Raw genomic sequence first — 11,436 nt, 5'->3', positions numbered from 1 at the left:
TATAAATCTCTGATTTTCAAACAATAGATCTGAAAAGTTCTAACAAAACAGGAAATTGTCCTTTACACGGATCATGTTTCGGCACTATCTTCTGATTCAGGCCGCCACATCGGCCAACGTCGCTCGGACGGTTCCGGGCGCTTACGTACTCAGAGGAAGCCATGGCCAACCCAGGTTCGCCGCGCCGCTTTGCGCGCATCGATCGTCTCCCCCCCTACGTCTTCAACATTACCGCCGAGCTCAAGATGGCTGCCCGCCGTCGTGGCGAGGACATCATCGACCTGAGCATGGGCAACCCCGATGGCGCCACCCCGCCGCACATCGTCGAGAAGCTGGTACAGGTCGCCCAGCGTGAAGACACCCACGGCTACTCCACCTCTCGCGGCATCCCGCGCCTGCGCCGGGCCATCTCCAACTGGTACAAGGACCGCTACGAGGTCGACATCGACCCGGAAAGCGAAGCCATCGTCACCATCGGCTCGAAAGAGGGCCTGGCCCACCTGATGCTGGCCACCCTCGACCAGGGCGATACGGTGCTGGTGCCCAACCCCAGCTACCCGATCCACATCTACGGCGCAGTGATCGCCGGTGCCCAGGTGCGTTCGGTGCCGCTGGTGCCGGGTGTGGACTTCTTCAACGAGCTTGAGCGGGCCATTCGCGAGTCCATCCCCAAGCCGAAGATGATGATCCTGGGCTTCCCGTCCAACCCGACTGCCCAGTGCGTGGAACTGGACTTCTTCGAGCGCGTGGTGGCCCTGGCCAAGCAGTACAACGTACTGGTGGTGCATGACCTGGCCTATGCCGATATCGTCTACGACGGCTGGAAAGCCCCGTCGATCATGCAGGTGCCGGGTGCCAAGGACATTGCGGTGGAGTTCTTCACCCTGTCCAAGAGCTACAACATGGCCGGCTGGCGCATCGGCTTCATGGTCGGCAACCCCGAGCTGGTCAGCGCCCTTGCGCGGATCAAGAGCTACCACGACTATGGCACCTTCACCCCGCTACAGGTTGCAGCCATTGCCGCGCTGGAAGGCGACCAACAGTGCGTGCGCGACATTGCCGAGCAGTATCGCCAGCGTCGCAACCTGCTGGTCAAAGGGCTGCACGAACTGGGCTGGATGGTTGAGAACCCCAAGGCGTCGATGTACGTGTGGGCGAAGATCCCGCCGGAGTATGCGCACCTGGGTTCGCTGGAGTTCTCCAAGAAGCTGCTGGCCGAGGCCAAGGTCTGCGTGTCGCCGGGGATCGGCTTTGGTGACTATGGGGACGACCATGTGCGCTTTGCGTTGATCGAGAACCAGGACCGTATTCGCCAGGCCATCCGCGGGATCCGGCAAATGTTCCGGGCTGATGGTTTGGCTCGCAAGTAAGCCCAAAGGGGCTGCGAAGCAGCCCCACCTGCCTCTTGGGTGAGCTTTCCGCCTGCCTTCTGGTTACCCGTACGCCTACCGTCAGCACTCATTTCTCACCAAAGAGATCCCCCATGAGTGTCTTCACCGCCTACTTCTGCGGCACTGGCTCGCACCGTTTCGACGACGCCAATCCCAACTTCTGGAATGGCGAGCTGGTCTCGACCCTGGCCAGCAACGACCAGAGCCGGGAATTTGCCCACTGGATCGCCGTCGACGGCCCAGGCAGCGGCAACCTTCAGGATGACAACCTGTTCGTCGAACCCGGCGGCTATTTCAACTGGACCGGCCAGCTGTTTGGCCGCGGCTGGGAGGAGAACGTCAACCATGTGCTGCAGGTCATCAAAGGTGAAAGCAGCTGGCGGCGCACCAAACTCAGTGAGCAAGAATACGAGCGGCTGAAAGCTGCCGGTGTGCCCATTCCGGACGTGTCTTCCTCCGCCTCATGGTTCTGGCGAACCTACGACTACGGCGATCGCCACCCGACCCCGCAGGAACTGCAGGAGCGCATCATCAGCATGTTCCGCAAACCGCGCCTGCCAACCCAGGTCAATCTGGTGGGCTGGAGCAGGGGAGGGATCAGCTGCCACATGCTGGCCAATGCCATGGCGCAAGACCCGGTATTGCGCGGCATACCGGTGAACATATTTGCCATCGACCCGGTGCCTGGCGTCGGTAACCTACAGGCCGAGCGCGTAACCTTGGCGGACAATGTCAAAGAGTACGTAGGCTTCTACTCAAGGGATGAGCGCTCCAAAGGTTTTGCCTGCGTGATCCCTTCGGTCGCCAAAGAAACACGGATATGCGTTTACCCGATGCCGGGCCGCCATGCCACGCTGGTGGGCAACGCCTCGGCTGATGGCGCAGGCGATGGCAAGGTGCTGACCGAACCTGGGCTGATCGTTCGCCACTTTGCCGAGGTTTGCCTGACCCGCTGGGGCGTGCAGCTGGACAAACGTCTGGCCTTGAGCAACTGCCAGTTGATGAAGTATCACCAGGTCATGGCGGCTGCCGACAGGCAGTATCAGGCCATGCGCAGTAAGTCCTACACGGTACTCACCGAGGGCGATGAGAACGATCGTCTGGTGCATTGTGGTGAGGCGCATACGCAATTCAGCAAGGTGCAGGGAGGTGGCTACGAGCCGAGCGCAGGCCTAGGTTTGCAACGCTGGGATGCAGAGACCTACCAGCCCATCTGCTGACTGAAAAGGGGGCGGCCGGCGAAGGTATTGGCCGTCCTTGTCCGGCAGCCGGATCAGCGGCATTTTTTTTTGCATTCCCCCTCTATCCAGCGGCCCCTGCTTGGATTAAAAATGGCGCCGCGGGCCAGCCCCGATAACAACAACCTTCCCTCCGTGACATCATGTCTGAATATAACCCTTGCCTTGACTGCGGCGCCTGCTGCGGGTACTTCCGTGTGTCCTTCTTCTGGGGCGAATGCCAGTCTGCCGGGGGCGTAGTGCCGGACGACCTGGTGGTACAGATCAACCCCACGCGCGTTGCCATGATCGGCACCGATGCCAAGCCCTGCCGCTGTGTCAGCCTTCAGGGCGAGATCGGTAAAGAGGTGGCGTGTACGATTTACGCCAACCGTTCCAGCCCGTGCCGCGAGTTTGATGCGTCGTGGGAGGGTGGGGTGCATAACCCGAGCTGTGATGATGCGCGGGCGGCGTATGGTTTGCCGCCGCTGACCCCGCCAGAGGCCAACGAGCCGCATTGGCCGGATGATGGGGCTGAGGTGGCCTGAAGTATCGATCAGCCTGACGCGGTCGATGTGTGGCCTTGTGTCGCGAAAGGGCCGCACAGCGGCCCCAGGCATCAGCGGCACCGCGAGAATTGCCAGGGCTGCTTTGCAGCCCTTTCGCGACACAAGGCCGCTCCCACAGGTAGCGTGAAAGGCTCCTGGCCTGTGGTGAACCTGCCGGCGACGGGCTGCAAAGCTGCCCCGAGATGCCTGAACCCTGCACTTGACGTTAAACTGTCATCTCCCCAGCAATGGACAGGAGATCCGGCGTGACCCCACCCCGCAGTTTCCCCAGTGACCTCTGCCTCGACAGCCCACGCCTGCAACTGCGCCCCATGCGCCATGCCGATGCCGCGCAGTGGTTGGCGATCATGGCCGACCCCGAGGTCATGCGCTATTGGCACCATGCACCCTGGCAAGACCTGGCCGAAGCCGAGAGCGCCCTGGCCGCCGACCGCGAAGCCTATGCCAATGGCGACCAGCTCAAGCTTGGCATGTACCGCCGCGACAACGGCGAACTGATCGGCATGGTCCAGCTGTTCAACATCGACGACATTTCCCGCCGTGGCGAAATCGGCTACTGCCTGGCTAGCGCCGTGCAGGGCAGGGGCTACATGGACGAGGCTCTGACCTGCTTCATCGACTACCTCGCCCACACCCTGCACATGCGCCGCCTGGAAGGCGAAATCGATCCGCGCAACCAAGGCTCGGCACGCACCCTTGAGCGCCAGGGCTTCGTGCTGGAGGGCACCTTGCGGGCGCGCTGGTGCGTGGCGGGTGAGCTGTCCGACTCTGGCATTTACGGCTTGTTGCTCGAACCACCTGTTGCATAGTCTTACGGCGAATAGCTACTATTCGGGAACAATTCTCACTTGTGTCCCGGTGCCCCATGCCCGTAGCCGACTCACCGAGCCCGTACCCGCTTGAACAGCTGTACAGCGAGCACCATGGCTGGCTTTTCAGCTGGCTACGTCGCAAGCTGCGTTGTTCGCACAGCGCAGCCGACCTGGCCCAGGACACCTTCGTGCGCATCCTGGCCTCGCGTGATGCCTTGCTGGGCATGCGCGAGCCACGCGCCTACCTCAGTACCACTGCACGCCGCCTGTTGATTGACCGGGTGCGCCGACAGCAAATCGAAGAGGCCTACCTCAGCGAACTTGCCTTGGCTGCCGAGGCGCTGGAAGGGCACCAGTCTCCCGAAAGCATCCTCATCACCCTCGAAGCGCTGGAGCAGATCGCTTTCCTGCTGGAAGGCCTGCACGTGAATGCCCGCGAGGCCTTCGTCGGTTACTACCTGGACGACCTGACCCAGCCTCAGATTGCCAAACGCCTGCAGATTTCCCCACGCATGGTGCGCAAGTACCTGGCCCAGGCCCTGATCCATTGCCACCGCACGCTGGACATTGCCGAACCGTGAACCCCTCGCGTATCGAACAGGAAGCTGCCGAATGGGCCCTGTGCCTGGGCGAGGGTGAGCTGGATGCCGACGAGGCGCGTGAGTTCGACGCATGGCTGCAGGCCGACCCACGCCACGGCGCCACCTTGCGCCGCATGCAAGGGGTGATCAGCCAGGTGCAGGCACTGCGCGAGCAACGCGGCCCGGTGGGCGCCGGGCTGCGCGCCGGCGTACGGGTTTCGGCGCCAGGCTCGGGCGCACGGCGCACTTTGCTCGGTTTGGCCCTGACAATCTCCTTGCTGGGCACACTGAGCCTTTCCGGTGGAACGCCGCGCGACTGGCTGGCCGACTTGCATACCGCGCCGGCGGAGTGGCGCAGCCAAACCCTGGAAGATGGCTCGCAGCTGACCTTGGCGGGCAACTCTGCCGTGGATGTCGAGTTCAGCACTGGCGAGCGGCGCATCCGCCTGCTGCATGGCCAAGTACTGGTGGATGTCAGCCATGACCCGACTCGACCCTTCGTGATACAGACCGACGAAGGCAGCTTCAAGGCGCTGGGTACGCGCTTCGTGGTCAGCCAAGGCCGCGCTCGCAGCGAGCTGACCATGCTTGAGTCCCGGGTCGAGGCGCGCACTGCCGTGTCCGGCGATCAGTTGGTCGTCGGCCCGGGCGAGCGGGCATGGGTGGCGCGTGACGGGCTTGGTCCGTTGCCGGCCATCGACCCGGCGCGGGTCGATCGAGCCTGGCAGCATCACCAGTTGGTGGCCGACGGCGTACCGCTCGACCAGGTGCTCGATGCCTTGGCCGAGCAACGCCGTGGCGTGCTGCGCTTCGACCGCCAGGCAATGCAGGCGATCAAGGTGTCGGCGGTACTGCCTCTGGATGACAGCGAAAGGGCCCTGCGCCTGTTGGCCGAGGCGCTGCCGATTCGTATCGGCGGCGTTGGCCGCTGGTGGACCACGGTCGAACCCGTCTCACGAGAAAATTGATCCAGGTGGTTCCGCTTCTGCGCAGTGGCCCGTCAGAGAAGAGGCCAACCGATCAAGAACAAGGAGCCGATCCACCATGCGCCGATTCCCTGGCCACCCCGTCCTCAGCCCGCTAGCCCTGGCCTTGCGCCTATCCTGCGCCGGGCTGGCCCTATCCGTTGCGGCCCTGCCGGCCGTCGCCGAGGAGGCCGCCCGCCGTAGCTTCGACGTGCCCGCCGGCAACCTGGCCCAGGCGCTTGGTAGCTATGCCCAGCAAGCCGCCGTGTCGCTGGCCTTCACCCCTGAAGCACTGGCCGGCCTGCAAAGCAACGGTCTGCATGGCCTGTATTCGGTGGACAGCGGTTTTGCCGTGTTGCTGGCCGGCAGTGGCTACCGGGTAGAGCGTAGCGATAACGGCTACCGGCTGGTGGCCGAGCCGCAAGCGGCGGTGAGCAGTGACGCGATGGAACTTGGCGTGACCACAGTAGCCGGGCAGGGCATGGGCCAGAGTACCGAGAACACCGGCTCCTACGCACCGGGCCTGATCAGCGTTGGCTCCAAGACCCCGACCAGCCTGCGCCAGACGCCGCAATCGGTGTCGACCGTGACCCGCCAGCTGATTGAAGACCAGCAACTGACCGACATCAACCAGGCGATGAAAGTGACGCCGGGCATCGTCACCCAGAGCACCACCTTCCGCACCCAGGACTTCATCTCGCGTGGTTTCAGTATCCAGAACCTGCAGATCGACGGCGCTGCACCGCAGGCGCTGGGGACCGCCATGGGTTCGTTCTATTCGTCGAACATCTTCGAACTGGCCGAGTTCGACCACATCGAGGTACTGCGTGGTACTGCTGCGTTGTATGGTGGCTCGGGTGACCCGGGTGGCATCATCAACATGGTGCGCAAGCGGCCGACTTCTTTTAACCAGCTGAAGCTGACCCTGTCGGCCGGTAGCTGGGACAACTATCGCCAGGAGTTCGACCTGTCCGGCCCGCTGGGCTGGGATGGTCGCGTGCGCGGTCGCCTGGTGATGTCCAACACCGATCGCCAGTATTTCACCGACAACCGCGCCACCGAGCGGCCGTTGGTGTATGGCGTGCTGGAGGCGGACGTTACGGACGACACCATGCTCACCTTCGGTGCTCGCTACAACAAATCCCACGAAACCGGCAGCAACAGCGCGGTGCCGCGCTACAGCAATGGTGCTGACCTGAACCTGCCACGGCATACCGGCCTGACCAAGAATTGGGCCTACCTCGACGCCACCGCGCGCGAGTACTTCGCCAAGGTGGACCACCGATTCAACGACGACTGGAAGCTCAACCTCAGCTACACCAACACTTGGGACCTTGGGCTGTTCAAGACGGCGACCACCCTGAATGCAGTAGACCCGGTGACCAATACCGGGGCGACCTGGTACGGCACCTCGACCCGCCAGGAGAACGAGCAGCACCTGTATGACGGTAACGTCTCTGGCCACTTCCAGGCCTTTGGTCTGGACCATGAAGTGGTCTTCGGGGCCGACTACCAGAAGATCGACAGCCGGTGGCTGGGCACTGCGCCTTATGCCGCCTCGGGCGCGCCGGCCAACGTGTTCGACCCCGACAGCTCGGCGTTCGACGACCCCGGCAACGGGCGTGACTACAAGCGCGACTACAGCCCCAACTCGCAACGCCAGTACGGCCTGTACGGCAGCCTGCGTTTGCAGCTGGCCGAACCCCTGCACCTGATTGTCGGGGCGCGTGCACAGCGTTTCCACTTTTGGCAGACCTACACCAACAACCTGACCTCGCCAGCAAGTATCTCCAGCCCGGAGCAGCGTATAGGCACGAAGGTCACCCCGTTCGGTGGCCTGGTCTACGACCTTGACGATCAATGGTCGACATACGCCAGCTATTCGGAAATCTACAAACCGCAGTCCAGCCGAATCAGCGGCCCTGCGCAAAGCGGTTCGCCGCTTGAGCCCATGACCGGCAAAACCTACGAAACCGGCCTCAAGGGTGAGTTGTTCAACGGCGCACTCAACGCCAGCGTGGCGCTGTACTACAGCACCCGCGAAAACGAAGCGGTGCAAGACCCGAACTTCCTGGCCACCAACGCCGGCTTCTCGGGCAGCTGCTGCTATGTGTCCAACGGTAAGGTGGTGAGCAAGGGCATCGACATGGAGCTGTCTGGCGAGCTGCTGCCGGACTGGATGCTGGTGGGGGGCTACACCTTCAACCTGAACCGCAACCGTAGCGCCGATGCACCGCTGAGCACGGTGATGCCAAAGCACCTGTTCAAGCTGTACAGCACCTACCGGCTGCCGGGTATCCTCAGCGACTTCAAGGTCGGCGGTGGCGTGCAGGTGCAAAGCGCCACGTACATGAGCGGTACAGTGAATCGCTATGACAGCAGCGGCGCGCTGGTTGAGCGAAACGTACCGTTCGACTTCGACCAGAGCGGCTATGCGATCTGGAACGCGTTGGTCGAATACCGTGTCGATGATCACTGGAACGTCACGCTCAACGGCAACAACCTGTTCGACAAGAAGTACTACGAAACCGTGGGTACTTCGACCTATGGCAACTACTATGGTGAGCCACGCAACTTCATGGTGACCCTGCGCGGCACCTATTGAGGGTTTGGAAGCGGGGCAGGGCCTGGGTTAAGGTCGTAGGCTGTCCCGTTTCTCTCAGGAATCCCCTTTGCCCGCTTTCTACCTGAGTATCAGCCTGCTGCTGTATTTGCTCGCCCTGTTCTTCGATGGCGCGCTGATGAGCGGCGAGCGTCATATGCCGGCCCTGCAGATGCTGCTGTACGGGCCTTGGGGCATGCCGTTCGGCTTGTACCAATGGTTTGCCAACCCGCTGCTGGCCCTGGCCATCCTTGCTCATCGGCGGTTTCGCCGGCTGGCCTTGCTGGCCGGGCTTGGGGCGGCGTATCTGGCAGCCAGCAGTTTTGGCATCGACCGCTTGCCGGATAACAGCAGCTATGAATTTCATGACCTTACCGGCTTTGGTGCTGGCTTTTACCTGTGGCTGGTATCGATGGTGATGTTTTGCCTGGGGCAAGCCTGGTTTTGCTGGAAGGCGCGAAGGGCTGACGACGTGCCAGGCTGGAACTGGCTTGATGTCGCGTTGATTGCCGCCCTGGGGGTAACGTTGTATGCAGCGACGCAAATGCCCTCGCTGCGCTTCGAGCCAGGCAAGGTGCTGATGCCCCCGGAGCAGCCGCAGACGCTTTGATACCCACAAGGAGGGTTAGCATGATCAAGCATTACCTGGCAGGTCTGGCACTGGCTTGCGTGCTACCGGTAGCGATGGCGGACGATTACACGGCGGCCTACGGGCAGTGCATGGACAAGGCCTCCAGCACCGTGGCCATGAACGCGTGCATCGGGGCCGAAACGCAAGTGCAGGACCAGCGGTTGAACCGGGTGTACAAGCAGTTGATGGGCAAGCTGGATGCCGGGCAGCAGAAGAGCCTGCGGGATGTGCAGCGCAAGTGGCTGGCCTACCGTGATGGCAATTGCCAGTTCCATGTACAGGCCAGTGGCGGGACCCTGGCGCAGCTGGAAGGTGGCAGCTGCATCATGGACATGACCCGCGACCGCGCTGCGGAGCTGGAGCGGGTGCTTAGCCCGGGGCAGTAACGCCTGTTCAGGCATGATTGGCCTACATTTGCAGGCGCGGGTTCAGTCGCGAACATCGGCTTTGCCGGTGTCATGCACCGCGTTGCCTTCTTCGCGGGTAAACCCGCTCCTACAGGGTGCTGGTTCTATTTGCGCGGTTGGCGCAGCGCCCGGGCCTTGAGGTACTCGCGTACTTCCACGGCATCCCCGGCAAACTCGATGCGCTCGGCCTTGGCTGCGCGCTGGTAGGCATACATCGGGTCGTAGTACTCGTTCAGCAAGCCTTCGATCCAGCCCCGGTGCAGGTCTACTGCGCCGCTGCGCTGCTGCTCTTCCAAGGCTTCGCGCAGCATCTCGGACAAGCGCTGATGGCGCTCTCCACCTAAACGCTTGTAGATATTGGCCATGCTCTGCAGCATGCGCTCGGCAAACAGCCGGGGACCGTCTTCTTCGCCATGCACGGCCTTGAACTCGGCGCTCAGGTTGACCACGTAGTCGCGCAGGATGCGCTCCACGCGGTTGGTGAAGCTGTCTTCAAGCCACACCAGCGGGTAATGCTGCATGCCTTGGTACAACTCCAGCGGCACCGTGCAGCTGCCAACAATGCGGCCTTCATCTTCCAGAACGAACTGCCCGATACCGCGGGCGCGCTTTTTCAGCACGTCGATTGCCAGCTGGTTTTCAAAGTCGATCTGCGCCGGTTGCGCCGTGGCGCGCTTGCCGAAACTGGAACCGCGATGGTTGGCGTGGCCTTCAAGGTCGAGCACGTTGTCCAGCTGGTGCAGCACATCGGTCTTGCCAGTACCGGTCAGTCCACCGACCAGTACGAAATCACATTGCTCCACCGCTTGCTGGGTAGTCTCCAGCAGGAAGGTACGCATGGCCTTGTAGCCGCCTTTGACACGCGGGTACTGAATACCCGCCTCATCGCGCAGCCAGCCCTGCACGATCTGCGATCGCAGGCCGCCACGGAAGCAGTACAGGTAACCGTCAGGGTGCGCCTTGGCAAACGCTGCCCAGGCCTCCAGACGGGCTTGCTTGGTGGCGCCACTGACCAGTTGGTGGCCCAGGGCGATGGCGGCGGCCTGGCCCTGCTGCTTGTAGCAGGTGCCGACCTTCTGCCGCTCCTGGTCGTTCATCAGCGGCAGGTTTACCACGCCAGGGAAGGCGCCTTTGGCGAATTCGACGGGGGCGCGCATGTCCATCATCGGCACGTCGTCGAGGAACAGCTGACGGAAGTCGGTGCAGTCGGGGCGCATCAGATCACCTCGACCGCATGGCTCTGTCGCTCGACCAGCTTGCCGATCGGGGACAGTTTCAGGCCCAGTTCGGCAGCCACGGCGAGGAACTCGGCTTCACCCTCCGGGGCAACAGCTACCAGCAATCCACCGCTGGTCTGCGGGTCGCACAGCAGGTGCTTCTGGTCGTCGCTCAGGGCGCCGATCTTGTGCCCGTAGCTGTCGTAGTTGCGCAGGGTTCCGCCGGGGATGCAGCCTTCGGCCAGGTAGTGGTCGACGCTAGGCAGGCGTGGCACGGCGGCGTAGTTCAGGTGCGCGGTGAGGCCGCTGCCTTCGGCCAGCTCGACCAGGTGGCCGAGCAGGCCGAAGCCGGTGACGTCGGTCATGGCCTTGACCCCGTCCAGCTTGCCGAAGCGGCTGCCGGGCGTGTTGAGGGTGCACATCCAGTCGCGAGCCAGGCCTTGGTCCTGCACACGCAGCTTGGCCTTCTTTTCGGCAGTGGTGAGGATGCCGATGCCCAGGGGTTTGGTCAGGTACAGCTGGCAGCCTGCGCTGGCGGTGTCGTTGCGTTTGAGGTGGCGTTTACTGACCACCCCGGTGACGGCCAGGCCAAAGATCGGCTCGGGCGCGTCGATCGAGTGGCCGCCGGCCAGCGGGATACCCGCTTCGGCGCACACCGCACGGCCGCCGCGGATGACTTCGCGGGCGACTTCCGGCGGCAGCACGTTGACCGGCCAACCGAGGATGGCGATGGCCATCAGCGGGTCGCCGCCCATGGCATAGATGTCGCTGATGGCGTTGGTGGCGGCAATGCGGCCGAAGTCGTAAGGGTCATCGACGATCGGCATGAAGAAGTCGGTGGTCGAGACCACGCCGCGCTCGTCGTCCAGCGCGTACACTGCTGCATCGTCGCGCGATGCGTTGCCGACCCACAGTTTCGGGTCCAGGGCCTGGGTGCCGCTTTCGGCAAGGATCACGTCCAGCACCTTGGGGGAGATCTTGCAACCACAGCCGGCGCCATGGCTGTACTGGGTCAGGCGAATCGGCTCGCTCATACGCACCTCT

General features: G+C 62.9%; 11 protein-coding genes. 9 read left to right on the top strand and 2 right to left on the bottom strand.

From position 1 onward, the window contains the following. Positions 1 to 161: 161 nt before the first annotated feature. From alaC to N5D53_RS07425, 9 genes are all read left to right on the top strand, one after another. The gene (alaC, locus tag N5D53_RS07465; protein WP_004576357.1) at positions 162 to 1,370 is read left to right on the top strand and encodes an alanine transaminase; all 1,209 of its coding nucleotides are present in this window, start codon (positions 162 to 164) and stop codon (positions 1,368 to 1,370) included. A 113-nt stretch (positions 1,371 to 1,483) separates the two neighbouring features. Beyond that, positions 1,484 to 2,611, top strand: a complete 1,128-nt coding sequence (locus N5D53_RS07460; RefSeq protein ID WP_129932828.1) for a hypothetical protein — start codon at positions 1,484 to 1,486, stop codon at positions 2,609 to 2,611. A gap of 161 nt (positions 2,612 to 2,772) precedes the next feature. Continuing rightward, the gene (locus N5D53_RS07455) at positions 2,773 to 3,156 is read left to right on the top strand and encodes a YkgJ family cysteine cluster protein (RefSeq protein ID WP_003248590.1); all 384 of its coding nucleotides are present in this window, start codon (positions 2,773 to 2,775) and stop codon (positions 3,154 to 3,156) included. A 266-nt stretch (positions 3,157 to 3,422) separates the two neighbouring features. Further along, positions 3,423 to 3,986, top strand: a complete 564-nt coding sequence (locus N5D53_RS07450) for a GNAT family N-acetyltransferase (protein ID WP_003248588.1) — start codon at positions 3,423 to 3,425, stop codon at positions 3,984 to 3,986. A 56-nt stretch (positions 3,987 to 4,042) separates the two neighbouring features. After that, a complete protein-coding gene (locus N5D53_RS07445) occupies positions 4,043 to 4,570 on the top strand; it encodes a sigma-70 family RNA polymerase sigma factor (RefSeq protein WP_012051229.1) in 528 nt (175 codons plus the stop codon). Beyond that, positions 4,567 to 5,538 (top strand): FecR domain-containing protein, encoded by a 972-nt coding sequence (locus tag N5D53_RS07440; protein WP_190869683.1) that lies wholly within the window; start codon positions 4,567 to 4,569, stop codon positions 5,536 to 5,538. The genes N5D53_RS07445 and N5D53_RS07440 overlap by 4 nt, the downstream gene beginning before the upstream one ends. Positions 5,539 to 5,614: 76 nt before the next feature. Next, positions 5,615 to 8,140, top strand: a complete 2,526-nt coding sequence (locus N5D53_RS07435; RefSeq protein WP_266022519.1) for a TonB-dependent receptor — start codon at positions 5,615 to 5,617, stop codon at positions 8,138 to 8,140. 67 nt (positions 8,141 to 8,207) lie between these two features. Next, positions 8,208 to 8,747, top strand: coding sequence for a hypothetical protein (locus N5D53_RS07430; protein ID WP_104960805.1), 540 nt, complete (start codon positions 8,208 to 8,210; stop codon positions 8,745 to 8,747). Positions 8,748 to 8,767: 20 nt separating this feature from the next. Then, a complete protein-coding gene (locus tag N5D53_RS07425) occupies positions 8,768 to 9,154 on the top strand; it encodes a lysozyme inhibitor LprI family protein (RefSeq protein ID WP_014589736.1) in 387 nt (128 codons plus the stop codon). 125 nt (positions 9,155 to 9,279) lie between these two features. Here N5D53_RS07425 and mnmH read toward each other — a convergent pair whose 3' ends face one another. Both mnmH and selD read right to left on the bottom strand, forming a co-directional pair. Beyond that, positions 9,280 to 10,392 carry a tRNA 2-selenouridine(34) synthase MnmH gene (gene mnmH / locus N5D53_RS07420; RefSeq protein ID WP_104960806.1) on the bottom strand — a complete coding sequence of 371 codons (1,113 nt, stop codon included), beginning with the start codon at positions 10,390 to 10,392 and terminating at the stop codon, positions 9,280 to 9,282. Further along, positions 10,392 to 11,426, bottom strand: a complete 1,035-nt coding sequence (gene selD, locus N5D53_RS07415) for a selenide, water dikinase SelD (protein ID WP_104960807.1) — start codon at positions 11,424 to 11,426, stop codon at positions 10,392 to 10,394. The genes mnmH and selD overlap by 1 nt, the downstream gene beginning before the upstream one ends. Positions 11,427 to 11,436 lie beyond the last annotated feature (10 nt).

Origin of the sequence: Pseudomonas sp. GD03862 (genome assembly GCF_029840855.1) — a bacterium.
GTDB lineage: Bacteria > Pseudomonadota > Gammaproteobacteria > Pseudomonadales > Pseudomonadaceae > Aquipseudomonas > Aquipseudomonas alloputida.
Note: the sequence above shows the minus strand (reverse complement) of the source record. Positions and strands in the feature narration are given on the sequence as shown.

Excerpts from the sequence above, each read along its gene's own strand:
- N5D53_RS07435 (WP_266022519.1), top strand. The coding sequence starts at position 5,615 with ATGCGCCGATTCCCTGGCCACCCCGTCCTCAGCCCGCTAGCCCTGGCC.
- selD (WP_104960807.1), bottom strand. The coding sequence starts at position 11,426 with ATGAGCGAGCCGATTCGCCTGACCCAGTACAGCCATGGCGCCGGCTGT.
- mnmH (WP_104960806.1), bottom strand. The coding sequence starts at position 10,392 with ATGCGCCCCGACTGCACCGACTTCCGTCAGCTGTTCCTCGACGACGTG.
- N5D53_RS07445 (WP_012051229.1), top strand. The coding sequence starts at position 4,043 with ATGCCCGTAGCCGACTCACCGAGCCCGTACCCGCTTGAACAGCTGTAC.
- N5D53_RS07460 (WP_129932828.1), top strand. The coding sequence starts at position 1,484 with ATGAGTGTCTTCACCGCCTACTTCTGCGGCACTGGCTCGCACCGTTTC.
- alaC (WP_004576357.1), top strand. The coding sequence starts at position 162 with ATGGCCAACCCAGGTTCGCCGCGCCGCTTTGCGCGCATCGATCGTCTC.
- N5D53_RS07455 (WP_003248590.1), top strand. The coding sequence starts at position 2,773 with ATGTCTGAATATAACCCTTGCCTTGACTGCGGCGCCTGCTGCGGGTAC.
- N5D53_RS07425 (WP_014589736.1), top strand. The coding sequence starts at position 8,768 with ATGATCAAGCATTACCTGGCAGGTCTGGCACTGGCTTGCGTGCTACCG.